The organism is Shewanella decolorationis S12, from assembly GCF_000485795.1.
GTDB classification, from domain to species: Bacteria; Pseudomonadota; Gammaproteobacteria; order Enterobacterales; family Shewanellaceae; genus Shewanella; species Shewanella decolorationis.
Genome location: NZ_AXZL01000061.1, coordinates 1 through 23,255 on the forward strand (window position 1 = coordinate 1; position 23,255 = coordinate 23,255).

Below are 23,255 nucleotides of genomic sequence, written 5' to 3' on the forward strand. Positions count from 1 at the left end.
GAGGGGCGATTCAAATCGCAAGCCCTACTCGATGAAGCCGCGGTATTAGCCTGTATGACTTACGTTGATTTAAATCCGATTCGAGCGCAACTCGCTGATACGCCAGAACAATCCGACCATACCAGTATCCAACTACGTATTCGGGCCGCATTAAAAGGTGAGCAGCCAAGCAATCTCCTACCTTTTATCGGTAGCGAGTGCGACAACCAACCCAATGGCATTGCGTTTTCATTAATAGATTACCTTCAATTGGTGGATGATACCGGCCGAATCATTCGCAATGATAAACGTGGATACATCAGTGAAAATAGCGCCAAGATACTGAACAGATTAAATATTCCCCATGACAATTGGCTCAAACTGACAACCGAATTTGGCAAGTTATTTCATGGCCCTGTAGGCACATTGCAAGAACTGACCGATTACTGCGAACATCTCGAAAAGCGACGACGGCACTTTGCGGCAAGCTGCCAGCACTTTTACAGCAACTGACAACGGCTGACATCATTTCAAAAGCCCCATCCAGAATACATCCCAAGCACTAAGGGATGACTTATCTCGTCTGAAATACCCGATTTTTAAAGGAATTAGCGCAATTTATTGCCTTAGATGCTCTCCCCGCGATTGTTGATTACTCCCACTCAAGTCATTTTAGCTTACACAAGTTGTAGGCAAACCGAAAGTGCATTATGTTGTTGATTTAAAATGGGTGGCTAGATTTATTATTGCAGGCTGCTTTAGAGCATGATGGGAAAGATATAATTCCAACATATGAGGGAATAGGCAGAACAGATACTACAAAAGTTAGATTCGACAAAAAGGCCGAGTGCGCTGAAAAGCTCGGGTTAATCGAAGAGTGGCTCAAAGATGAAATAATCGAATTTTATGAAGCTAGGAATGCAATACATATTCATGCAGAAATCAGGAAGAGCCTTGAGTATCAACTGGACTTATCAAAAAGAGCTTATAGGCGCATGGAGCCATTTATTGACCAAATCAGAAGCAACTTGCCAAAAGTGGTGGCCAACAATGCATAACAAGGCGCTCAAGCAAGGACGCAGCAAGCTGCGCCGCTTAGCTTGGCGTTATGCATAAGGAGAGCTAAATGCAGTGGATAATAGATAACAAAGAATGGGTGTTTAGTGGTATCGGCGTGTTTGTTCTCAGCTTGATAGGTGCTTTTATCTTTAAAGGAAAAAGCACAACCAGTCAGACCCAGAAATCTGGAAAGAACTCTAAAAACTATCAAGCTGCGGGCGACATTAACATCGGTACTAAAAATGATTAAGGATAAGGTTCAAAAACAAGAGTCAGGAGATGACTCTACAAATCTTCAGGCGCAATCAATTACCATCAATCAAGGCATTACCTACTCAGACGCCAAAGAGATTGCTCTTGATGTGTATAAAGCTAATTTCCTACAGCTGTCGCAAGATGCTGCGCAAGTGGCAAGAAAAAGAGCTGAAGAGCTAACAGATGATTTTCTTCAAAAGTTACAACAAGAAAACGAGTCTGCAATAGAGTCAATGAATGAGCCATCTATGCAAGCTGCGTTATACGAGGCTCAAAAACAGTATGCAAAGACTGGTGACAAGGACTTAGAAGGGTTGCTTGTTGATATTTTGGTTGAACGAGCAGCCACACCTATGAGAAATATCCATCAAATTGTATTAGATGAAGCGCTTGAAGTTGCAGCAAAACTGACAGCGGAACAAATGGATGCTCTGACAATAAACTTCCTCATAACTCGAACATCCAACGGATCTTTGACAAATCTCCCTGCTATTCCAAATTACATTAAAACGCATTTGGTTCCATTCATAGCTAATCTCAGTAGCGAGAGCTCATGCTATGAGCATCTAGAGTACGTTGGCTGTGGCTCTCTTATGCATATGGGAGGGTTAAAGCCCATCGAGAAAATATATCAAGAAGCCTATGGTGGACTATTTTCTAAAGGCTTTGATCGCGAGCGCCTAGAAAATGACATTGCAACTCCTGACAGCTATCCACAGCTGATTACTAATTGCCTACATGATTCAAGTTTGCTTCAAGTAAATGCGATAAACGTTGGTGTAATCGACCAAATATCTGAGAGTCAAAATATTCCGGCAGATGTAAAACAGAAATTCGTAAACCTATTCAATTCCACCCTGATGAATCCTCAGGAAATTAAAGACTATCTTGTTAAAGTATCACCTGAAATAGAACCGCTGTTTAAGCTTTGGGGTAAGTCTGGATTATCCAAGCTAGGCCTTACAACAGTGGGCATTGCAATCGCTCAGGCTAATTTCCGAAGAAAGACAGGCATAAAACTAGACCTATCAATTTGGATCAAGTAGATGCATAACAAAGCCATCAACTACGCGCCTTCGGCGCCGGACTCAGCAAAGCTGCGCCGGTTATGGCGGCGTTATCGCCATATAAATTTTTATCCGAAATTCACCTGATGCACCCGACGTCCTAACATGCTTTTGTCCCAAAACGAGTTACATATCAGCTTTAAAACAAACAGGCTATACCGATGTTAAACGGGTGAACCATGGTGATTAGCGAGACAACCGTCCGCCCCACGGACGGGGCGGTCGAGCATCCACGGATGGACTTGCTGCGTGTCGGTGAGAGAATGCCATGGCTCATCATAAGCCAGCACTTAAAGAATTAAACGGCCAAGCTTTATCCTTCAGCAGTAGTATCCAGAAAATCTAAATGACTTCCTGTAAAACTGAGTTATATGGTGGCGAGTGGAGTTTGTGCGACTAACCCACACTCAACGAAGTAACCAAAACTGCCTATTTGTGTATGAGTTCGTTAATGAATGCATTTATAAGTGATACAAAAAAGGGGAGTCAGTTAATCTGACTCCCCTTGATATTTAAGATGATGTTGCGCTTAGAACAGCAGGTGAGCCACGCCGGCAATCACTGGAAGAGTCACTAAGGTACGTAGTACAAAGACGACAAATAGCTCAACAAAATTCACTGGGATCTTACTGCCAATCAGCAGCGCGCCCACTTCACTCATGTAAATTAGCTGGGTTACTGATAACGCGGCAATCACAAAGCGTGTCATATCCGATTCGATAGAGCTAGCTAAAATCGATGGGATAAACATATCGGCAAAGCCCACAACTATGGTTTTAGAGGCTTCGGTCGCTTCTGGGATATGCAGCAGTTCCAGTAATGGAATAAACGGCATACCTAAGTAATTGAAGATAGGCGTATGCTCGGCGATGATCAGCGCCGTGGTACCAATGGCCATTACCACTGGGATAATGCCAAATACCATGTCGATAACGTTTTTAACGCCTTCATTTAAAACGGCTTTCACACCACCAGCACTGGCAGCTTTCTCGAGTGCTTTATCAAAGCCCCAAGAGAGTGCGCCGTGTCCTGCGGGGATCATCTCATCGTCGGGTTGACGTGGCGTATCGTCGATATAGTTATCTTTTTTCCACGACAGTGGTGGCAGCTTAGGCACAATCACGGCCGCCGCAAAACCCGCTAAACATACGGTTAGGTAGAAGGGCACAAACATTTGCTCCAACTTCACCTGAGAGATCACCACTAAGCTGAAGGTAATTGACACCGCCGAGAAGGTAGTACCGATAACCGCTGCTTCCCTTTGGGTGTAAAAACGCGCTTCGTATTGCTTGCTGGTCAGCAAAATCCCAACGCTACCATCACCTAACCAAGAGGCCATACAGTCGATGGCGCTGCGACCTGGCAGGTTAAACACGGGGCGCATTACCTTGGTCAGCAGGGTGCCAAATAGCTCTAATAGACCGAAGTTTAACAGCAGTGGCAGTAACATACCGGCGAAGATAAACACCGAGAAGAGTACGGGTAATAGGTCGTTTAGTACTAAGGCGCCAGTGCTTGAAGAGTTGATGGCTTCGGGGCCAATGCCAAAGTAGGTCAGCACGATAAAGACGGCGCCGACGACACGCGTTGCAAGCCAGAGCGGGCTGATGTTGAGTAAACCATTGAGGAAGTGATTGTTCAGCACAAACTTAGGTTTGAGTAACTTAGTCAACACAGAGGCCAAGGCCATGGCGACAACAATCACAGTCACGATTAAGGTTAATACATCGCTTAACACGCTTTGCAGTGCTTTAGAGATGATTGCGATGGGAATAGTAATCGCATCGTTGTAGCTGATAGGGGTCATAAACAGCAGCAGACCGATCAGCGAAGGGACGATAAAGGTGAGTATCGTCTTAATGTTGCGGTTTTTATGTTCAGTAGCCAATGGTGTACACCTTAAAAGTACGAGTCGCACAAATAAACTTGAACAAATTGCCCCTCAAAGCCGCATGCTAGGCGGATGTTAGGTGCATTTTCATTCAACTCAAAATCGAGAAGGGGGAAGATTACTCGCTTAGCGGCGCTATGTAAAACGATTCGGAAATTTGTTTGAGATAAGCAGCAAAATAGCATAGTTATTTGAGGGGGTGTCTGTGGTTTACCTTTTGATATGATGATGTGTTATTGTTGCTTTTTAATTTAAAATCAGTGTATTACGATGGCTTGTTGCGATGGGTTTATCGAGTTGTGTTATTCTTGATGTTGTTAGCATCCTTACGCTTATTTGTGTAAAACTTTCTCTTTAAATCTTGCCTTATGATCTTTAAGACGCTTTTTTAGCCATTGTTGGTTAAAAGACCTCATCAGTACCTGCTTGTTGTGAGCCAGTTAACATTCGCTGTTAAGGAGAGGTTAAAGCCGAGCCCCAAAAGGCACTGTTTGAGTAATTTGTGCGTTTTTATGCATTTTTGAATCGATATTTGCATATGGTGAGTTGAAAAATGACTAAGCCAAGTATTCCATCAGTAATGACTAAAAAATCGTTTAGAGTGGAGAAATAAAATTTTACGCTAAAGAGGATGCAGCCCGCTTTAATTCTTTTTAATTCCATGTAAGTTAGTACTACTTTTGTTTAGCTAAATTTTCCATGACAGTTACAAAAATGAATCTGGCAGTTAGGAGTTCTGCACTCGCGACTAAATTTGGGTTTCTTGGTATTTTTGGTTTAGTGCTGGGGATTAGTGTAGCGGTGTTGGGCTTTGATTATTCTGAATCAAAATCTTTCAATTTTTTAAACCACACCCTAAGTGAGTTGGGCACTTACGGACATTCTTCTTTTGCGGTTATTCTTAATGGTGGTCTATTTTTTGGTAGCTTAAGTATTGTTTTTTATTGCTTATCTTCTTTGCAGAGCGTGAATAGCTTTTTAGGATATTTGTTTTTCACCTGTTTGGCCTTAACCTATTTAGCCTTAGCTTGCGCGGGGTTATTTCCGGTCAATGTGTATCATCTGCATATCCTCGCCCTAAAGTGGTTTTTTTACTTTGGTAGTTTAAGTGCTATCTGCTATTTGCTCTGGGCTGGATTCTGCGGCTTGAGTATCCGACGCTGGACTGTCTTGTTAGCCTTGATCGTCCTCATTAGCATGCTGACATTTCTTTATGCACCGCAGCTGGAGTTAGGCCTTACGGAAGGTGACAGGCCCTTTTATCAAGAAATGGTGCTGCAATTGCCAAGGCCCGATTTATGGTGGCCTGCATTGTTAGAGTGGATTGCGCTTGGGAGTTTATTAAGTTGGACGGCGGCGCTACTGCTCACCCCACAATCACTCGCTCAGGAGCCAGCTCCCGAGTGAGTGATTAAGCTGATAGCCCATCATGCCATCAGCTTAAGGATTTCAGTAGCCTAAGGATTTCAGTCCCGCCTCGCCAAACCAGTAACCGTTACAGTGCTCATCGCTAAGAGGAAACTGAGCATCCGTTGCCTCGCTAGTTAACGCCTCGACCAGCGCATCGGCCTTAGTGATACTGGCTAAGCTGCTGGGCGAAACCCGAAACACATCGACGCCCATCTTTATCATTTCATTGATTTCGCTGCGTAAATCGACACAGCTGGCCGACTGGGTTTGGATGCCGTTTAACCTGAGCAAAGGTTGCGCCTCCTGCGTCTGTGCCAGTAAGCCCTTGCTGTATTGGCGGCAAACGGTTTCGCAGCTGTCCTTCGACAAGTGTTGATGCCTAGCGGTAAAGCAGCGTGCAGAGTGGGCGAGTGGCAAATAGCCATGGCCAAGCACTTCGACTTCTAATGCAGGCTTGTTTTCTATCACTTGGCTTAGCCAAGTCTTCGACAGTTCAACTGGCATCACAAAGCGCTGCATACCAAAGCGCTGCAAAATATCTAAACTGGCGCGGTTGTAGTTATTGATGCTGGCGCCGCAGACAAAGGGCAGCTTGTGCTCCTTAGCGAGATACACGGCCGCCATGTCGTTGGCCTCAATGCTAAATTCGCCATTGTCGACCTGGCGTTTAAGCTCAGTGTATTCAGAGGGCGCTTCGATAAGGGCGAGCGTTGACAGCACCACCTCTTTACCCGCAGATTTAAGCATTTTAGCTAGTTCGAGATAGTCGCCAAACTTGAGTTCGCGTCGACGGCTACAAACGGCTTCACCCAGATAAACTAACGGGATCTGACTGTTGGCCACCTGCTGGTAAAAGTCGATGACCTGCTGTTTTTCCCAGCAATAGAGCAGTGGGCCGAGGGAAATTTTCATAATCGTTTCTTCTTTGTGGTTATTGCTAGGGCTATTGCCAGTCACGCTCGTAGGCGCCTAAGGTGGTAATTTGGCCTTCGGAGACTTTCGCGAGGGCTTGCTCCCAATGGGCCTGCGTCTGGAATTTATCTGGATGATTAAGATAAGTATCAATCGCTTGACGCCAAACTTTAGTCACTTGCTCTACATAGGCAGGGCTGCGCTGCCGCCCCTCAATCTTAAGTGACACTATGCCCGCCTTTGCAAGCTCAGGCAGCAAGCTAAGGGTATTTAAGCTGGTGGGAGACTCGAGCAGATATTGCGGCTTATCATCGTCTTGGGTGAGATAACGGCCTTTACAGACCACTGGGTAACCCATTTGCTCATCAAGCCCTGACTTATCAATTAAGACCTCGTTGAGGCGGGTCAATCTGTCTTGCCCCTGTTCCTGCCAGCGCACGTGTTTTGCCGGAGAGCAAGAGCCGCCAGTGTTTGGCGATTGGCCGGTGACATAGGAGGATAAGTGGCAGCGGCCTTCGGCCATGATGCACAGACTACCAAAGGCAAAGACCTCTAAATCGACTGGGCTGACCTTAGCTAAATCGCGCACTTGTTTCATAGACAGCACTCTGGGTAACACCACCCGCGCGATATTAAACGCCTCTTTATAAAAGCTCAGTGCGCCCAAGTTGGTGGCGCTCGCCTGTACCGATAAATGCAGCGGAATATGCGGATATTGCCTATGGGCATAGTCGAGCAGTGACAGATCGGCGACGATTAAGGCATCGACGCCAATGTTGGCCGCTAAGTCGATGGCTTGATACCAGCGGTGTTCCTCATTCGGCTTAGGAAAAGTATTCAAGGTGAGGAAGATTTTCTTGCCCCGCTGATGGGTGAGCGTGGCGGCTTCCTGTAATTTTGCGGGGGTGAAGTTTAAGCCCGCGAACGAACGTGCATTGGTATCATCCTTTAACCCAAGGTAGACAGCATCGGCTCCGGCCTGCAGCGCCGACTTTAGCGAGGCCAGGTTTCCTGCTGGACACAACAACTCCATAATGGTGCTCCCGATAAAATAACAGGGGCAGAGTGTAGGGAAGATTGATTGGCGGTGAATTGATTTAAAACAGGTTTAAGATCATAAAATCTCGGTAAACTGGGAGATATAGTGTTTTTTATCCTTAGGTAACTGATTATGTCCGCTGTTTTTTCAGCAAACCTTGCAAAACAACTGCTTGAACTCACCCCAAAGCTTATCCGCTTACCACTCTCCAAAGTGCCCTTTAGCCTCAAGGCCAAGGTGCTAAGCCAACTCCTAACGCAGCTGCTAGCGCCACAGGCCGAAGACGGCGAGTTAGATTTCTTGGCGGGCAAGTGGGTTGCGATTCGGGTTGAAGATTTAAATCTGTATTTTGAAGTGAGTTTCGATGGCCGCTGGCAGGTGCGTGAGCTGACCGATGCCCAGGTCAGCTTCAGTGCCAATTCCGCCGAGCTGTTATTGGTCGCAGCGGCAAAAGAAGATCCTGATACGCTGTTTTTCCAACGCAAACTGAGCATCGAAGGCGATACCGAGCTAGGGCTTGAAGTGAAAAACCTGCTGCTCAGTATCGAATTTGCCAGCCTGCCGACACCCATTCGCTTAAGCGTTGAAAAGCTGGCCGATGCCATTGTGCGTTTGCAGCTTGAGGCAAAACCAACGGTGATTTTGGCTAAATCCCCAAGTTTGAGTTAATGCTATCTTGGCTGTAATCAAGTGATAAACAAAGCCCCGCTGATATTGCGGGGCTTTTTGTTTAGCTTGGAAGGCTAGCGCCCACTCAAATTTTTTGCGTGAGTATGGCAAATTTGACCAACAGCTCGTCGTGGGACTCGACGCGGTTAGGGTCGGGGTCAATACAATCAATCGGACAGACGGAGACGCAGGTCGGCTTATCATAGTGGCCTACGCATTCAGTGCAGCGGTCTGGGTCGATTTCATAGATTTCTTCCCCCATGGTGATGGCCTGATTCGGGCATTCAGGTTCACACATGTCGCAATTGATGCAGCTGTCGTCGATCAGTAATGCCATGCCTTAGCCTGCTTCGTGTGGGTTGCGGGTATCCTGACCTTGGGGCAGGTTACGCAGTAAAATGCCGTGGTTCAGATCAACCTCTTTCGGCACGGGCAAGTAAACGGTATGGCCCGAACCTAATCCCGCTTCAACCGATTCGGCTTTGCGGTTCTCGAGTTGTTCGATGGTGAGGCTGATATTGCCCTGTGGCGTCATTAATTCAACACTATCGCCAACAGAGAATTTGTTCTTCACTTCGATTTCGGCAAGGCCTGCCAGATTGCGTTTACCGGTTAATTCACCCACAAATTGTTGGGTATCGCTGACCGAGTAGCCATAGTCGTAGTTTTGATATTCATCATGTACGTGGCGACGTAAGAAACCTTCGGTATAGCCGCGGTGCGCTAAGCCTTCGAGCTGGTTCATCAAGCTGCGGTCAAAGCTCTTGCCTGAGGCGGCATCGTCGATGGCCTGACGGTATAGCTGTGCGGTACGGGCCACATAGTAGAACGACTTAGTACGGCCTTCGATCTTCAGCGAGTCGATGCCCATTTTGGCCAAACGCTCAACGTGTTGAATTGCGCGCAGGTCCTTAGAGTTCATGATATAAGTGCCATGCTCATCTTCAAACGCTGGCATATATTCGCCGGGGCGATTGGCTTCTTGCAGTAGGAAGATTTGGTCGGTCGCAGGACCTGCGCCTAAGGTTGGCGTCTCGATTTGCACTGCATTGGGAGTGGCAATGATATCGCCCGAGTCAGTTTGCTGCGCTTCGTGCACATCGTATTTCCAGCGGCAGGCGTTAGTGCAAGTACCTTGGTTTGGATCGCGCTTATTAATGTAACCCGACAGCAAACAGCGACCCGAGTAGGCCATACACAGGGCGCCGTGGACAAACACTTCTAACTCGATATCTGGGCAACGCTGACGGATTTCTTCGATTTCATCCAAGGACAATTCACGGGATAAAATCACCCGTTTAATGCCTTGGGTCTGCCAGAATTTGACTGATGCCCAGTTAATGGCGTTGGCTTGCACCGATAAATGTACTACCTGCTCAGGGAAGGCCTCACGCACCATCATGATAAGGCCTGGGTCTGACATGATCAGCGCATCGGGCTTCATCGCCACCACGGGCTCCATATCTTTGATATAGGTTTTGAGCTTAGCGTTGTGGGGAGCAATGTTACTCACCACATAAAGCTTTTTACCCAGCGCATGGGCTTCTTCGATACCTGTGGCTAGGTTTTCCATTTTAAAGTCATTATTACGAACCCTTAGGCTATATCTCGGCTGGCCGGCATACACGGCATCTGCACCATAGGCAAAAGCGTAACGCATGTTTTTCAGCGTCCCAGCGGGAGATAACAACTCAGGTTTGAACATAATGACTCTCGAATTGGTTGGTAGATGGAGGCGCAGTGCGCGGGGGCGGCATTTTACACAATCAAAGTAGGGTTATGCAAATCACCTCGCCTAAGATTAGGTATAGTTCGCATTTTACGAATATACCTAGAAGCCTTATGATGGCGTTGGCTTTTGCATTGAAGTTGATGAGGGATTAATGGTATCTAACTTTGCTCATTTTTAGGTTTTTCAATCGACTATAACTTAAACGCTAACGGCAAAGTTAAGGGGGATTTGGATGAAATTGATAACAGAGTCATACAAATAATTAACCTCTGTCGCTTTTTTCTACCCATCAAATGATAGCCAACTGGTATACTCCAATGACGATAGATTTATGTTTGCAGATTGATGGGAGATAAGATGTCTACTGAACATCTACTGTTAGTCGGATTACTTAAAAAATTAAAAGATGATGCGTTAGTATTGCCGACCTTGCCTGAAGTGGCCATGCGAGTGCAGGAAGTGGTGAGCCGCTCCGATGCGAGCCTAAAGCAAGTTGCCGATGTGATTGGCCAAGATGCCGCTATCTCGGCACGTATCATCAAAGTCGCTAATAGTGCGTTATATAGCCGAGGGATCCCCGCCGAAAGCATTAATAATGCGGTATCCCGTATTGGCTTGATTCAAATTAAAAGTATTGCTACCTCTGTTGCCATGGAGCAGCTGTTTATTTCCACCAATGAAATGGTGTGGGAAGTGATGGATGAAGTATGGCGCACTTCTATCGATGTGACTGCTGCCGCTTGCGCTATGTTACAGATTTACAATAAGCGTCACCCAGGCTTACTCAATTTAGATACACTCACGCTTGCGGGTCTTGTGCATAATATTGGAGCCTTGCCAGTATTGACTGAGGCGGAAGCCCATCCTGAGTTGTTTACCAGTATTGAACAATTGCGCTCTTTAGTTCGTAAAATGCAAGGTCCGCTTGGACGTGCGGTATTAAAGAGTTGGGATTTTGCCCCTGAGGTGATGGAAGTGGTTGAGCGCTGGGCTGATTTACCTTATCTGCCTGACCATGTGACCTACTTAGATTTCATTCGTGCCGCGGCATTTTATACCGGAGAATTACGTGCAGGCGCCGAACTTGAACAAAGGTTAGAGGTCTTTGCAAGTCGGGGATTACCCGTTTCGGCAAATGATTTAGCTAGTGATGAATTTATGGATAAATTCCATTCAATTAAAGAAAGTTACCAGTAGTCGTTGGGCCAAAGGGAAGCCAATCCTTGCTGAGTGATAAGTGGGATAGCGAGTAAGCTTACGCGGTAAATAGAGGCCTGAATATGGTTGTTTTAGGGGGTATAGGTATAGTACTTATTATCGTTTTGATAGCGGTGCTGTACCTTTTACAGACGAGATATAAAACCTTGCGTCAACAAAGGCAATTTTTGGCGCAATTATGCCCTCAGCTCGAACAGCAAAAAAGCGATCGTCGCCCCCTTAATATTCCAATTGTGCCGCAGGAGTTTGCGCCGCTGTACCATTCCTTAAATGAGATGCTTGCTGCACTACCAGCGGGCATGGGTAAGGATAAACTCACAGGTTTAAATAATCGTGTTGGGCTTAAGCGCGCGCTTGCTTCGTTAATGCCGATTACCCAAGGAACCTTGGTACTGATAGATATCTATCGTTTTCGGTATGTAAATGATCTATTTGGCTTTGTGTTTGGGGATATTCTGCTTAAACAATTTGCGGATAGATTAACCAGCTTGAGCTTAAAGCCTAAATTGATTGCGCGTCTAAACGGCGATGAGTTTTTTCTCTACTACGAGCAAAGTTTGTCGCAGGAGCAATTGCTGCACTTACGTGGTCGTTTGCAGGTGCCATTTAAAATTAATGATACGCCAGTAAGTGTGCGTTTGCAGATTGGTTGTGTGCAGTTAGCTAAGCATCATACTGATGTGAGCAATATGCTTAGAAGACTCGACTTGGCATTGAAAAAAGCAAGAACAACCCGAATTGCGATTGCCTGTTACAGTGAGAATGACGATATCCGCCAATTGCGAGAGCTTAAAATTATCGACAGTCTTCCCAGTAGCTTGCAGCGCAATCTTCTATATATGGTGTATCAACCTAAGTTGGACGTGCAAACCGGAGTCTGTACCCAAGTCGAGGCGCTGATCCGTTGGGAGCATGAAGAATTAGGCTTGATCTCACCGGGTGAATTTATACCGCTTGCTGAATGTGCGGGAATGATAGATTTAGTTAGCCATTGGGCGTTAGAGCAGGTGTTGCAGCAGCAAGTTAAATGGCGTGCTGCCGGAATGTATGTTTGTGTTGCATTAAACTTGTCAACTCGGGATCTGGATAGTGACACCTTACCGCAGGATATTGCCGCCCGTCTCGAGCATTATAAATTACCACCAGAATGCTTAATGATTGAAATCACTGAAAGCACCCTGATGGCAGATTTAAATAAGACCGTCGATACCTTAGCGCAAATTCGTCAGCTAGGAATAAAACTGGCGATTGATGATTTTGGCACAGGTCATTCATCCCTTGCTTATCTTAAGCACTTACCCGCCAATGAAGTGAAGATTGATAAAGCGTTTTTAGCCGATCTTGAGCCGAATCAACCCTCTGAATACATCCTTGAGGCTAGTATCAATATCGCCAAAAAGTTAGGGTACGAGGTGACAGTCGAAGGTGTTGAAACTCAAGATATTCTAAGCCTTTTAATCAAAATGGGTGTCGACCGTATTCAAGGGCTATGTTTCGCCAAACCGATGAGAGCCGTAGAGCTTGAAATGCATTGGAACAGATTCGGTCCGAAGCAAGCAGTGCTTCGCGCTAATGGTTCACATTCCTAGACTTAGCTTCACATCCCTAGGCTTAATTGGGCGATTAACTCTGCTGGCATGGGCGCAAGTTGTCGTGCCTGATTCATACAGACCATTTCAATGGTGGCGGTGACCGCCGGTTTTTTACCATTCGGGCGCCAAATTTCCTGATGCCAGACGGTGCGGTACTTACTCTCAAAGTAGAACTTAGTGCGAATATCGATGATATCGGCAAACTCTACGCCTTCGTGGCACAACATATCGCTGCGATACACCGCAAACCCCAATTGCTGCTGTTGCCAGAGGTCGCGTAAGCGCTCGGCGCCAATCACGTGCTCACGGGCGCGCTCGAAGTACTTTAAAAAATTTGGGTGATACACCACGCCAGAAAAATCCGTATCTTCGTAGTAAATTTGCACAGGAAAAGAATAAGTCGGGCTAAATTGCGGCATAGCGTTTTCGATATCAAGTATGTTGGTTGAGCGCAGTCTAGCGGTTTATCGGTTTGAACAAAACCCAATATATTGGCGAAATCCAGCGGTTTGATTGAAATGCCATTAATTACGCAAAGTAAAAAGCCATATCCGCCGAAACGGATATGGCTTTTTTGTAGGGTAACCGATGGGTTAGCGAATGATCATTTGATCGCGCTCAGGTCCCACTGACACCATGCTCACGCGTACGCCCATCAGGGCTTCGATGCGTTCAACATAGTGTTGTGCAGCCTTTGGCAGGCTTTCAAAGGTGCGACAGCCAGTAATGTCTTCGCTCCAACTTTCCATTTGTTCGTACACTGGGCTTAATGCAGCCGTTTGTGGCCAAATCGGATTCTCAGTGTGCTCACCGTCGTAGGCAACACAAATCTTGAGATCTTTCATGCCTGTCAGACAGTCAATCTTGGTTAGGGCGATTTCAGTTGCGGCTTGCAGCTCAACACCATTGCGAGTAGCAACAGCATCGAAGTAACCCATATCACGTGGACGACCCGTGGTTGCGCCAAACTCGTTAGCGTTTTTACGGAAATCATCCTGCTCTTCCATCGCCGTGACTAAGGTGCCAGTACCAACGGATGAGCTGAAGGCTTTAGCTACGGCAATCACGCGCTCTGGGCGCAGAGCCGGTAAACCACTACCTAGACCTGCGAAAGCCGCTGTAACGTTAGAAGAGGTCGTGTAAGGATACTCACCATAAATCAAGTCACGACCCGCGCCTAATTGCGCTTCAAATAACAAGTTAGCATCTTGTTTTTGTAAGGCTTTTAATGGCTCGGTGACGTTGCAAATAAATGGACGCCATGGCGCGGTCACCTCTAATAACCACTGAGTCATTTCTTCTGCTGTTTGGTTGAAGTCACAGCTTGGGTACAGTGCTTTTAACTGTGGCAGCTTCCAGTCGAGCATAAATTGAATGCGTTCTTTCAGCACTTCCGGTTGCTTTAGCCAGCCAACCAGAATGCCTTTTTTCATCACGCGATCGCCATAGGCAGGGGCGATACCTTGACGAGTTGAACCGTAGGCCAGATCGCCTAAACGTTGTTCTTCTAAGGTATCTTCCAGCGCGTGGATTGGTAAGCAAAGGGTTGCGCGGTCAGAAATACATAACTTAACTTCAATGCCAGCCGCTTCGACTTCGGCGATTTCAACACTGAGTTTTTCAGGGCTGATTACCATGCCAGGGCCAAGTACTGCAACGCAGTTTGGATTGAAAATACCGCTAGGTAATTGGTGTAATTTAAAGGTGCCAAAGTCGTTCACGACCGTATGGCCTGCGTTGTTACCGCCTTGGAAGCGGACACTCGCTGCAGCATCTGCGGCTAAATAATCTACGATGCGGCCTTTGCCTTCATCACCCCAATTTGCACCCACAACTACGATAGACGGCATAACATCATCTCCACAGGAATTAAGCGGTTATGCTAGACCTGCTTAATGAATAAGAGAAATTAATTATAGTTATCGTCGTGATAAGGAAATCATATATCATAGTATGAGCTGAATTGATGGATGGAGATGAATGTGATGCTCGAACTTCATTGGTTAAAGACCTTCGTAACCTTGGCCGAGTGTAAGCACTTCGGTAAGGCGGCGGCTGCGCTGCATATGACTCAGCCCAATGTCAGCTTGCATATCAAGCAATTGGAGCAGAACACTCGAGTTAAGTTGATTGAGCGCAATCCGTTTAGGTTAACTCAGGCGGGGTTTCGTTTGCTTGAGAGTAGCCAGAAGACCTTGATGGAACTGCAAGTGTGTCAGGCGGATCTGAATGCCATCAACGATCTAAGCCAAGGCACGCTAACTATTGCGGCCAGCGATATTATTTCGCGTTTGCTGCTTATTCAGCCATTTCAGTTATTTAAAGCGGAATTTCCTGGGATTGATTTTTCCCTGCTTAATACGACGTCGTTTCAAGCCTCGGAACTGGTCACTAATGCCGAGGCGGATTTAGGCTTTGTGATTGCGCAAAAGGAGAGTCAGCCGCTGCATTTTACCGAGTTGCAGCAAATCAAGTGGTGTGCCCTTGGGGATAATTTAGAGCTGTGGCAACAGAGTAAAGAAAGTGACGATATGCCACTGGCGGAGCGGCCGACGTTAATTCTGCTCGGGCATGATACTCGCACCCGCGAACTGCTGGATCCCGCATTGCCCTCATTAAATCTGCCAAGGTATAGGATCATGGAAGTCGGCAGTGTGGATGCACAAATCGACTGGGCCGAGGCGGGTTTTGGGGTGGCGATTGTGCCTGAGTTTTCGATTTACACTAAGAAGCATTTAAAGAGTAAAGTCACGCCTCTGCCGCAATTCCCGAGCACCAGTTTAGGCTATATCGTGCGGCAGAATCAGATTTTATCGAAAGCGATAAAGCAGTTATTGCATTGGGTGAACCAAGAAATTATCCGTACCCAGGGTATGTAATACCAATTGTATTAAATATCTGAACTGATTAGATATTTAATGTGATTGGTATAATGCGCGAACTAAGTTTTGATTGTTAATGTGGGGATTATTTTGCGCTGAGCAGTAGCTGATATTGGCCGTTGGCTTTAAGCGCAGACAAACCTTGATCAAGTGCTTTAGCCAATAAGATTGCTTTAGGATTTTCTTTAGAGAAAGCTAAGTAAATATTACTGGTATGGTTATCAAATGCGGGGATGACTTCATCATTCACGCCCATTTTTTGTAGATTTTCTTGGGCGACTAAGTCGAACATGACGGCGGCATCAATTCTGCCGATTAACAACAGGTTAATTAACTGTTGCTGAGTGGCGACGGTAACAATATTTAATTGGCGTTGTTTAACCAATTCAGGAAACTCGTCACCATACTCATAGCTTTTTATCACACCTATAATACTACCCTTGGGTATTTTCCATTTGTTTTCAGCAAGTAAAGAGCGTTGCTTTCGTTGATAGAAAGACGCTTTAGCGACAAATAATGGCATCTCCCCAAAGACGAAACGTTGCTCTGTACTCGCTTCTCGGGTGACATTAAATACTCCATCTACAGCACCTTTTTCGGCCATCATCAATGCGCGACTATAGGGTACGACTAAACTGTTGACCTCGATTTGAGATTGCTTAAAGGCTGCTTCGATGAGTCGATGTGAAATCCCTTGCCCAAGCTGGTTTGCAAATGGGGGCCAACTGTCTTCTGCGGCTAAGGTGATAATCTTTGGCTGGTTAGGTTTTGGAAAATTGAGGCTTTCATTGGCGATAGCAGAATGGCTGATAGTGAGTAAGCAGAATAATGAAGTGCTAAGTAATAATGCCAGCGGTGTATTGAATTGCTGCTGGATTTTACCGATTGCTCCACTATAAGCACACATTTTATTTCCATATTAGCCTATTCCTAATGGGGGATTTATAACATAAGTCTTTATAATGAGGCTAATTATTTTATGTTTAGAGTGCTGTAGTGTGTGATATAGCACTAAGTAAACTTGATACTCGCCAAGTAAACCTCAATACGCCTTAGATATAGCCACTTCCACCAGTGGGAAAATCGTTTTTAGGACAGTAATAGTTTTATTTGTCTATTCTGCTTAACCTTTTGGTCGTATTTAGTGCAAGATGGGCTCAGCCAAATTTGGGTAGATTATTAGCTATAGCAATCTTTAAGGACAGCCAATGGAATATCCTCTCGTGAGCACTCAATGGCTCGAAGAGCACCTCACCTCGCCAGATCTCGTGTTACTCGATGCCAGCATGGCCGTGGTGTTGGGCAAAGAGCCAATCCTCTATTCCGAACCTGTGTGCATTCCGCGCTCGAGGCGCTTTGATGTCGAAACGGATTTTTGCGATAAAACCTCTTCTCAAATCCACGCCTTACCAAGGTTTGAACAGTTTGTAGAAGGCATTGCCAAGCTCGGAATAGACCCGCAAAGCGTGGTGGTTATCTATGATAATCAAGGGATTTATTCTTCTCCGCGCGCTTGGTGGATATTCAAGGTGATGGGATTTCATCGTGTGTATGTGCTCGACGGTGGCTTACCCCAATGGATGGCTGAAGACAGGGTCACCTCATCCCGCTATCAGGAAGAAGGGATAGATTATGGTGCAAGCGATAGTGAAGAACTCACTGCTGTACTGGAATATCAGCCTTCCAAGGTGATGGATGCTGAGGCCGTGTTGGCCAAGCTCGATGATAGCGACAGCGCGATTATCGATGCCCGCGGCGCCGCCCGCTTTTTAGGCCAAGTGAGTGAGCCGCGCCCCGGTGTGCGTAGTGGGCATATTCCCCATTCGGTTAATTTACCTTTTACAGAGGTGCTCGATGGCTTCAAAATCAAAAGCTCGGCCGAATTACAAGCCCTATTTCAAGGGCTTGCTGGTGATAAACCGTTAAGGATTTTCAGCTGTGGTTCGGGGATTACTGCTTGTATCTTAATCTTAGCTTCGATCGCTTCTGGCCATGCCGATGCTGCACTCTACGATGGCTCATGGGCGGACTGGGGCAGTCGAATCGATTTACCCATAGCGCAATAAGCGCTGATAGCTGGAGTGCTGAGCAAGATAACTATGACGTGCTGCAAAAATAACCCTGAAACGTCAACACGCCCTAGCAGCACTCCATTGGCAGTGATATATCCTTTGACTTATCAAGGAGTTTGCCATGATAACCCGGTTGTTCGATAAGCTGATTTTCGGCTTTATCTTAGTGATGGCGCTGCAACTTCCCCAATTAGCCGACCATTATCAGCAATTTTTGGCAGGCCTCTATACTTCGACTCAATGGCAAGTTGAGGGCTATGAGGCCACGGCGAAGGAATATCACTACGGCGATGTGGAAACCATGATTGCCCGCCATTTACAAAACGAGGAGCCTAGCGTCAGGGCGGATGCCGAGCAAAAGCGCCAGACGCTAGCCTTGTATCAAGCACTGCAGCAAGGAATGCAGACCTTTGCGCAGGGGAATCTCTTCGAGAAAACCGCCTACATGTTCAATCCTGCTCGTTTTGAATATTTACAGCAAACCATAGTTAACTTTAAGCCTGGCATTCCGTTAACCACCAGCGGGATTGGCTTTGGCGTGTTGGTGGCCTTAGTAGTCCATTATCTTGGCTCGCTGCCCTTTATTCTGTGGGCAAGGCGGCGTAACGCAAGTAGTACCCTTTAGTGTCGTTGGATATTGTGCTCGCTTATCCAACGACAGGACAAACCTTAGAATAAATCCTTAAACCTGTGGTACAGCATACCCGCCGCCAGCATTGGTGAGCGGAATGTGGGGCCGCCGGGGAAGGTCATATGCTTGATTTTGGCGAACACATCAAAATATCCCGCCTGCTGACAAATAGCTTCGGCAAGCAGTTTGGCAGCCATATGGGTGGCATTTACGCCATGTCCTGCGTAGGCTTGGGCGTAAAAAATATTGCTCGCATCGGGGAGGCGACCGATTTGGGGCATACGGTTGGCGCCAATGCCTATCATGCCGCCCCATTCGTAATCGATGCGTACGCCTTTTAACTGTGGGAATACCTTCTCAAGGTTCGGTCTGAGCGCTGCCTCAATATCCTTTGGATCTTTGCCTGAATAAGTACAAAGTCCGCCGAAGAGTAAACGTCTATCCGCCGATAAGTGGAAGTAATCTAAGGCGATTCTCATATCTGCAAAGGCCATGTTTTGCGGGATAATGCTTTGGCATTGCGCTTCTGTCAGTGGCTCGGTTGCAAGCAGATAACTCCCTGCAGGAAGCACCTTACCGCCGATGTAGCTATTCAACTTATGGCCAATGTAGGCGTTACCTGCGAGTACAAGATATTGGCAAGTCACTTCGCCCTTCGCCGTTAATACTCGTGGTTTATCGCCAGGAATAATCTTCTCTGCGGCGCTGTATTCAAATAATTGAGCGCCCAAGTCACGGGCTACACGGGCCTCGCCCAAGGCTAAGTTAAGTGGATGTAAATGGCCACTGCCCATATCCACTAGGGCGCCCTGATAAAATTCAGAGCCGATAACTTCACTGAGTTGGGATTGGGTAAGCAGTTTTATTTCATGCTGATATCCAAGACGCTTAAGACTGTCAAATTCTTCTTGAAGTTCAAGCATATGCCGAGGCTTTACCGCAAGATCGCAATAGCCCATCTGTAAGTCGCAATCGATATGATGGGTCTGTATCCGATTTCTAACTATCTCCACGGCTTCAAAGCCCATTTGCTGGATTGCGCTAACGCCTTCTTGCCCTATTTCGTTGATAAATTGCGCGGGGTCATGGCCTATACCGCGGATCAGCTCTCCGCCATTGCGCCCTGAAGCGCCCCAGCCAATACGTTTTGCCTCAAGCAACACCACACTTAAGCCTCGCTGTCTTAGCTCAATCGCCGTGTTGATACCGCTAAAGCCGCCGCCCACAATACAGACATCGGCACTTATCTTACCTTCCAGTTGAGGGTGAGCAAAAATTTCTTTAGCAGTATCAAGATAATAAGACTGGGGATATTGTTCACTATGAACAGGGGATTTCGTGGCCATTAGGGCTCCAAAAAATTGTTTTTATTGTAAATTGGGCTTGTCTCAGTATACTCATCACACTTTTATGATACTGCTAAAAAGTGTTCGTTTTATTTAACACATTTTTTAGATAGAATACAACGGAAGCGTGTAAACTCACGCTTTGGGGCTAAAATGTGTTTAGGATGGTGTTTATCCTGAACAACCTGTTCTTCATCTATCGGGATGACCGATCCTTTGGGGAGATGTGAAATTTGGATATTGGAGCCAGTCTCAGAACTGTTCGAAAAATGAAAGGCTTATCCCAGCGTGAGCTGGCTAAGCGTGCTGGTGTGACTAACAGTACGATTTCAATGATCGAAAAAAACAGTGTTAGCCCATCCGTCAGTTCTTTGAAAAAAGTATTGTCGGGTATCCCTATGTCTTTAGTGGATTTTTTCTCAATTGAAGCCTCGATTGAGAGCGAGCAAAAAGTAGTTTACCGCTCCGATGAACTCCTCGATATAGGTACTGGGCCTTTAGAATTTAAGTTAATTGGCCGCGACTTTCCCAATCGTGCCATGTCGGTGATGAGTGAAACCTATCCGCCGGGTTCGGACACGGGCGAGGAAATGCTGAAACACGAAGGTGAAGAGGCGGCCATGGTGATCGAAGGCAAATTCGAACTGACCGTTGGTGATGAGGTATATATCTTAGAAGCGGGTGATAGTTACTACTTTAACAGTGAGTTACCCCATAGATTTCGTAACCCTTTCGATGAACCCTGTCGACTGGTCAGTGCAACAACTCCTGCAAACTTCTAATCAGTACAGCGCTGCCCTAGATTAGGGGGCGCTATCTCTGAATTTTCTCAACATTGATCTCATTCAAAGCCGGCTTTGGATTGCAATATATTGCCCAAAGTGTAAATAATTTTATTCAAATTGAGTTGGGTTATCTGACTTAAGTCTTGTCTTATTTTTGTTCAATCGATTGGGTTTATCGTGGGCCTATCCCGTTAAAACTGCTCTATCCCTCCTAATATCCTGTATTAACTCTCAAAATTACTTCTTAAGCCTAAAGCCTCATTAACAAGTGTTTAACCTCTTGCTTGAGGTTAAAATTCGGTGTACTGTGTGAAAAAATGAACATTAAAACTTAACATGTTCATTATGCAGTCATTCAAGGTGAAGGTGAGTTATGTCTGTCGAGTTGCCCCTTATTGGTGTTATTGCGTGTAATCAACAATTGGGAGCGCATCCCTTTAATATCGTTGGCGAAAAATACCTCTTAGGTGTCGTGAATGGTGCTAAGGGCTGGCCCTTAGTGATCCCCTCATTAGGTGCTGAACAACCTATAGCGGCGATTCTGGCCCGTCTTGATGGCATTCTTTTTACTGGCTCGCCTTCGAATGTTGAACCCCATCTGTATGCGGGTAAACCGAGTGAAGCCGGTACTCATCATGATCCCAAACGCGATGCGACCACCTTACCGCTTATCCGTGCAGCGATTGCGGCGGGTGTGCCTGTGCTTGGGATTTGTCGTGGCTTTCAAGAGATGAACGTGGCTTTTGGTGGCAGTTTGCACCAGAAGTTACACGAAGTGGGTGGTTTTATTGAACACAGAGAAGATAAAGAGGCCTCATTAGAGGTGCAATATGGGCCATCCCACAGTATCACTGTGGAGCCTGGGGGGGTCATTTACGAGGCCTGGGGCCGTAACTCGGCAGAGGTAAACTCTGTACATACTCAGGGCGTGGAGCGCCTTGGGATTGGGTTGCGGCCAGAAGCTTATGCTCCAGACGGTCTAGTGGAGGCCTTCTCCGTTATAGACGCAAATGAATTCGCTCTCGGTGTGCAATGGCATCCTGAATGGAAGGTAAGTGAAAATCCATTTTTCCTTTCTATATTCAATGCTTTTGGTGATGCGTGCCGTCGTAGGGCTACAACTCGAGTGAAATAAAATGAATAAGCTAATCGCTTTTTTAAAAGAACGAAAAATCACAGAAGTCGAATGTGTTATCAGCGATATGACAGGTATCGCCCGCGGAAAAATTGCCCCAGTGGATAAGTTCCTCGACGAAAAAGGCATGCGCTTACCCGAAAGCGTGTTGCTGCAAACCGTGACCGGTGACTTTGTCGACGATGATATTTATTACAGTTTGCTCGACGATGCGGATATCGATTTTGTCTGTGTCCCCGATGAAAATGCGGTGTTTATGCTGCCTTGGACCATTGAAGCGACGGCGCAAGTGATCCACGATTGCTACGACAGAATGGGTAATCCGATTGAATTATCGCCGCGTAATGTGTTGAAGAAAGTGCTTTCGTTATACGAGCAAAAAGGCTGGGAGCCTGTGATTGCGCCTGAGATGGAGTTTTATCTGACCAGCCGTAGCGATGACCACGATTTACCCCTTAAGCCACCTATTGGTCGTTCAGGCAGGCCAGAAGCGGGGCGTCAGTCTTTCTCGATTGATGCAGCCAACGAATACGATCCGCTTTTTGAAGACATGTATGACTGGTGCGAGCTGCAAGGTTTAGATATCGATACGCTGATCCACGAAGACGGCCCAGCGCAAATGGAGATTAACTTTAGCCACGGTAACCCGTTATCACTTGCAGATCAGGTATTTGTATTTAAACGAACCCTGCGTGAGGCGGCATTAAAGCATGATGTGTGTGCTACCTTTATGGCAAAACCTGTAACTGATGAGCCAGGCAGTGCTATGCACATTCATCAAAGCGTCATTAATAAAGAGACGGGTAAAAATATCTTTACTAATGAAGATGGTACCCAAAGCTCGTTATTCTTAAGTTACATTGCAGGCTTACAAAAGTTTATTCCTGAACTCCTGCCCTTGATGGCGCCAAACGCCAACTCGTTCCGTCGTTTCTTACCTGGCACTTCTGCGCCAGTTAACTTGGAATGGGGGGTTGAGAACAGAACCTGCGGTCTGCGTATTCCTGAGTCTTCACCGCAAAATCGCCGCATCGAAAACCGTATTCCGGGAGCGGATGCTAACTGCTATTTAGCTATCGCAGCGAGCTTACTCTGTGGCTACATCGGCATGGTTGAAGGGTTAAAGCCTTCGACGCCAGTGCAGGGTAAATCGAACGAAAGCCGTAGCAACAATCCACATTGCCTGCCATTAACCTTAGAAGAGGCATTGGCTGCGATGGAAGAGAGTGATGCCTGTAAGGAATATTTAGGTGAAGCCTTCACCACCGGCTTTGTGGCGGTTAAGCAGGCCGAGCTTGAAAATTTCCGCCGTGTTGTGAGTTCGTGGGAGCGGGAGTTCCTGTTACTCAGTGTGTAATTTGCACTGTTTTTGTTCAAATCTGTCAGGCGATTAACGGATTTTAAGTCCAGATAGCGTGACTATTTGAACAATCACTAAAAATTCTCTGCACCATCTTGGTTAGTTTGCTTAACTTTGGTGCAGAGTTATTTTAGGTTTTAATCTTGGTGTGGACTTTATTACAAAGTCATTGCTCCTTAACATTCCATTCAAGGAATCAAAGACTGTGATGATTTTGTTGG

At 46.3% G+C, this 23,255-nt stretch carries 22 protein-coding genes and 1 pseudogene; 14 read left to right on the plus strand and 9 right to left on the minus strand.

From position 1 onward, the window contains the following. The 4 genes and pseudogenes from SHD_RS08390 to SHD_RS08405 form a co-directional block, all read left to right on the plus strand. Nucleotides 1–492: pseudogene (locus SHD_RS08390) on the plus strand (transposase); the annotation flags it as partial. Between the two features lie 233 nt (nucleotides 493–725). Continuing rightward, complete coding sequence (locus SHD_RS08395) at nucleotides 726–1,037, plus strand: hypothetical protein (RefSeq protein WP_023266712.1); 312 nt, start codon at nucleotides 726–728, stop codon at nucleotides 1,035–1,037. Nucleotides 1,038–1,105: 68 nt separating this feature from the next. Beyond that, nucleotides 1,106–1,288, plus strand: coding sequence for a hypothetical protein (locus SHD_RS08400; RefSeq protein WP_023266713.1), 183 nt, complete (start codon nucleotides 1,106–1,108; stop codon nucleotides 1,286–1,288). Further along, nucleotides 1,281–2,339 (plus strand): LPO_1073/Vpar_1526 family protein, encoded by a 1,059-nt coding sequence (locus SHD_RS08405; RefSeq protein WP_023266714.1) that lies wholly within the window; start codon nucleotides 1,281–1,283, stop codon nucleotides 2,337–2,339. Before SHD_RS08400 ends, SHD_RS08405 begins: the two co-directional genes overlap by 8 nt. 550 nt (nucleotides 2,340–2,889) lie before the next feature. Here SHD_RS08405 and SHD_RS08410 read toward each other — a convergent pair. Further along, on the minus strand, nucleotides 2,890–4,248 hold the full coding sequence (locus SHD_RS08410) for a YjiH family protein (protein ID WP_023266715.1): 1,359 nt from the start codon (nucleotides 4,246–4,248) through the stop codon (nucleotides 2,890–2,892). 702 nt (nucleotides 4,249–4,950) lie between these two features. On the opposite strand from SHD_RS08410, the gene SHD_RS08415 reads away from it, so the two are divergent. Continuing rightward, nucleotides 4,951–5,658, plus strand: coding sequence for a DUF998 domain-containing protein (locus tag SHD_RS08415; protein WP_023266716.1), 708 nt, complete (start codon nucleotides 4,951–4,953; stop codon nucleotides 5,656–5,658). Between the two features lie 42 nt (nucleotides 5,659–5,700). Here the strand turns inward: SHD_RS08415 and SHD_RS08420 are convergent, their stop codons facing one another. After that, nucleotides 5,701–6,573 (minus strand): U32 family peptidase, encoded by an 873-nt coding sequence (locus SHD_RS08420; protein WP_039977962.1) that lies wholly within the window; start codon nucleotides 6,571–6,573, stop codon nucleotides 5,701–5,703. A gap of 31 nt (nucleotides 6,574–6,604) precedes the next feature. After that, on the minus strand, nucleotides 6,605–7,606 hold the full coding sequence (ubiU, locus tag SHD_RS08425) for a ubiquinone anaerobic biosynthesis protein UbiU (RefSeq protein WP_023266718.1): 1,002 nt from the start codon (nucleotides 7,604–7,606) through the stop codon (nucleotides 6,605–6,607). A 138-nt stretch (nucleotides 7,607–7,744) separates the two neighbouring features. Between ubiU and ubiT the strand changes: the two genes are divergently transcribed. Further along, complete coding sequence (gene ubiT, locus SHD_RS08430) at nucleotides 7,745–8,281, plus strand: ubiquinone anaerobic biosynthesis accessory factor UbiT (RefSeq protein ID WP_023266719.1); 537 nt, start codon at nucleotides 7,745–7,747, stop codon at nucleotides 8,279–8,281. 85 nt (nucleotides 8,282–8,366) lie between these two features. Here ubiT and SHD_RS08435 read toward each other — a convergent pair whose 3' ends face one another. Both SHD_RS08435 and trhP read right to left on the minus strand, forming a co-directional pair. Next, nucleotides 8,367–8,618 (minus strand): YfhL family 4Fe-4S dicluster ferredoxin, encoded by a 252-nt coding sequence (locus tag SHD_RS08435; protein WP_011621854.1) that lies wholly within the window; start codon nucleotides 8,616–8,618, stop codon nucleotides 8,367–8,369. 3 nt (nucleotides 8,619–8,621) lie between these two features. Then, nucleotides 8,622–9,986, minus strand: a complete 1,365-nt coding sequence (trhP, locus tag SHD_RS08440; RefSeq protein WP_023266720.1) for a prephenate-dependent tRNA uridine(34) hydroxylase TrhP — start codon at nucleotides 9,984–9,986, stop codon at nucleotides 8,622–8,624. A gap of 384 nt (nucleotides 9,987–10,370) precedes the next feature. Here trhP and SHD_RS08445 point away from each other — a divergent pair, with 384 nt between their 5' ends. Further along, nucleotides 10,371–11,210 (plus strand): HDOD domain-containing protein, encoded by an 840-nt coding sequence (locus SHD_RS08445; RefSeq protein WP_039977917.1) that lies wholly within the window; start codon nucleotides 10,371–10,373, stop codon nucleotides 11,208–11,210. An 83-nt stretch (nucleotides 11,211–11,293) separates the two neighbouring features. Beyond that, the gene (locus tag SHD_RS08450; RefSeq protein WP_023266722.1) at nucleotides 11,294–12,820 is read left to right on the plus strand and encodes a putative bifunctional diguanylate cyclase/phosphodiesterase; all 1,527 of its coding nucleotides are present in this window, start codon (nucleotides 11,294–11,296) and stop codon (nucleotides 12,818–12,820) included. 8 nt (nucleotides 12,821–12,828) lie between these two features. On the opposite strand, the gene SHD_RS08455 is transcribed toward SHD_RS08450, so the two are convergent. Then, entirely contained in the window at nucleotides 12,829–13,242 is a 414-nt protein-coding gene (locus SHD_RS08455; RefSeq protein WP_023266723.1) for a thioesterase family protein, read from the minus strand. 174 nt (nucleotides 13,243–13,416) lie between these two features. Next, nucleotides 13,417–14,673 carry an adenylosuccinate synthase gene (locus SHD_RS08460; RefSeq protein ID WP_023266724.1) on the minus strand — a complete coding sequence of 419 codons (1,257 nt, stop codon included), beginning with the start codon at nucleotides 14,671–14,673 and terminating at the stop codon, nucleotides 13,417–13,419. Between the two features lie 135 nt (nucleotides 14,674–14,808). Between SHD_RS08460 and SHD_RS08465 the strand changes: the two genes are divergently transcribed. Further along, entirely contained in the window at nucleotides 14,809–15,702 is an 894-nt protein-coding gene (locus SHD_RS08465) for a LysR family transcriptional regulator (protein WP_039977964.1), read from the plus strand. A gap of 88 nt (nucleotides 15,703–15,790) precedes the next feature. On the opposite strand, the gene SHD_RS08470 is transcribed toward SHD_RS08465, so the two are convergent. Next, entirely contained in the window at nucleotides 15,791–16,612 is an 822-nt protein-coding gene (locus SHD_RS08470) for a substrate-binding periplasmic protein (protein ID WP_023266726.1), read from the minus strand. Between the two features lie 301 nt (nucleotides 16,613–16,913). Between SHD_RS08470 and SHD_RS08475 the strand changes: the two genes are divergently transcribed. Together SHD_RS08475 and SHD_RS08480 are read left to right on the plus strand one after the other, a co-directional pair. After that, a complete protein-coding gene (locus SHD_RS08475) occupies nucleotides 16,914–17,771 on the plus strand; it encodes a sulfurtransferase (protein ID WP_023266727.1) in 858 nt (285 codons plus the stop codon). Between the two features lie 127 nt (nucleotides 17,772–17,898). After that, nucleotides 17,899–18,402, plus strand: coding sequence for a DUF2937 family protein (locus SHD_RS08480; RefSeq protein WP_023266728.1), 504 nt, complete (start codon nucleotides 17,899–17,901; stop codon nucleotides 18,400–18,402). 44 nt (nucleotides 18,403–18,446) lie between these two features. On the opposite strand, the gene SHD_RS08485 is transcribed toward SHD_RS08480, so the two are convergent. Beyond that, the gene (locus tag SHD_RS08485; protein WP_023266729.1) at nucleotides 18,447–19,754 is read right to left on the minus strand and encodes an NAD(P)/FAD-dependent oxidoreductase; all 1,308 of its coding nucleotides are present in this window, start codon (nucleotides 19,752–19,754) and stop codon (nucleotides 18,447–18,449) included. Between the two features lie 233 nt (nucleotides 19,755–19,987). Here SHD_RS08485 and SHD_RS08490 point away from each other — a divergent pair, with 233 nt between their 5' ends. The 3 genes from SHD_RS08490 to SHD_RS08500 all read left to right on the plus strand — a co-directional run bounded on the left by SHD_RS08490 (nucleotide 19,988) and on the right by SHD_RS08500 (nucleotide 23,031). Continuing rightward, nucleotides 19,988–20,536 (plus strand): cupin domain-containing protein, encoded by a 549-nt coding sequence (locus tag SHD_RS08490; protein ID WP_039977919.1) that lies wholly within the window; start codon nucleotides 19,988–19,990, stop codon nucleotides 20,534–20,536. A gap of 376 nt (nucleotides 20,537–20,912) precedes the next feature. Continuing rightward, nucleotides 20,913–21,674, plus strand: a complete 762-nt coding sequence (locus SHD_RS08495) for a gamma-glutamyl-gamma-aminobutyrate hydrolase family protein (protein ID WP_023266731.1) — start codon at nucleotides 20,913–20,915, stop codon at nucleotides 21,672–21,674. A 1-nt stretch (nucleotide 21,675) separates the two neighbouring features. After that, nucleotides 21,676–23,031, plus strand: coding sequence for a glutamine synthetase family protein (locus SHD_RS08500; RefSeq protein ID WP_023266732.1), 1,356 nt, complete (start codon nucleotides 21,676–21,678; stop codon nucleotides 23,029–23,031). Nucleotides 23,032–23,255: the final 224 nt, after the last annotated feature.

Bases quoted from the DNA above. Each gene is read 5' to 3' on its own strand.
- SHD_RS08400 (WP_023266713.1), top strand. From the start codon at position 1,106: ATGCAGTGGATAATAGATAACAAAGAATGGGTGTTTAGTGGTATCGGC.
- SHD_RS08405 (WP_023266714.1), top strand. From the start codon at position 1,281: ATGATTAAGGATAAGGTTCAAAAACAAGAGTCAGGAGATGACTCTACA.
- SHD_RS08415 (WP_023266716.1), top strand. From the start codon at position 4,951: ATGACAGTTACAAAAATGAATCTGGCAGTTAGGAGTTCTGCACTCGCG.
- SHD_RS08420 (WP_039977962.1), bottom strand. From the start codon at position 6,573: ATGAAAATTTCCCTCGGCCCACTGCTCTATTGCTGGGAAAAACAGCAG.
- ubiU (WP_023266718.1), bottom strand. From the start codon at position 7,606: ATGGAGTTGTTGTGTCCAGCAGGAAACCTGGCCTCGCTAAAGTCGGCG.
- ubiT (WP_023266719.1), top strand. From the start codon at position 7,745: ATGTCCGCTGTTTTTTCAGCAAACCTTGCAAAACAACTGCTTGAACTC.
- SHD_RS08435 (WP_011621854.1), bottom strand. From the start codon at position 8,618: ATGGCATTACTGATCGACGACAGCTGCATCAATTGCGACATGTGTGAA.
- trhP (WP_023266720.1), bottom strand. From the start codon at position 9,986: ATGTTCAAACCTGAGTTGTTATCTCCCGCTGGGACGCTGAAAAACATG.
- SHD_RS08445 (WP_039977917.1), top strand. From the start codon at position 10,371: ATGTCTACTGAACATCTACTGTTAGTCGGATTACTTAAAAAATTAAAA.
- SHD_RS08450 (WP_023266722.1), top strand. From the start codon at position 11,294: ATGGTTGTTTTAGGGGGTATAGGTATAGTACTTATTATCGTTTTGATA.
- SHD_RS08455 (WP_023266723.1), bottom strand. From the start codon at position 13,242: ATGCCGCAATTTAGCCCGACTTATTCTTTTCCTGTGCAAATTTACTAC.
- SHD_RS08460 (WP_023266724.1), bottom strand. From the start codon at position 14,673: ATGCCGTCTATCGTAGTTGTGGGTGCAAATTGGGGTGATGAAGGCAAA.
- SHD_RS08465 (WP_039977964.1), top strand. From the start codon at position 14,809: ATGCTCGAACTTCATTGGTTAAAGACCTTCGTAACCTTGGCCGAGTGT.
- SHD_RS08470 (WP_023266726.1), bottom strand. From the start codon at position 16,612: ATGTGTGCTTATAGTGGAGCAATCGGTAAAATCCAGCAGCAATTCAAT.
- SHD_RS08475 (WP_023266727.1), top strand. From the start codon at position 16,914: ATGGAATATCCTCTCGTGAGCACTCAATGGCTCGAAGAGCACCTCACC.
- SHD_RS08480 (WP_023266728.1), top strand. From the start codon at position 17,899: ATGATAACCCGGTTGTTCGATAAGCTGATTTTCGGCTTTATCTTAGTG.
- SHD_RS08485 (WP_023266729.1), bottom strand. From the start codon at position 19,754: ATGGCCACGAAATCCCCTGTTCATAGTGAACAATATCCCCAGTCTTAT.
- SHD_RS08495 (WP_023266731.1), top strand. From the start codon at position 20,913: ATGTCTGTCGAGTTGCCCCTTATTGGTGTTATTGCGTGTAATCAACAA.
- SHD_RS08500 (WP_023266732.1), top strand. From the start codon at position 21,676: ATGAATAAGCTAATCGCTTTTTTAAAAGAACGAAAAATCACAGAAGTC.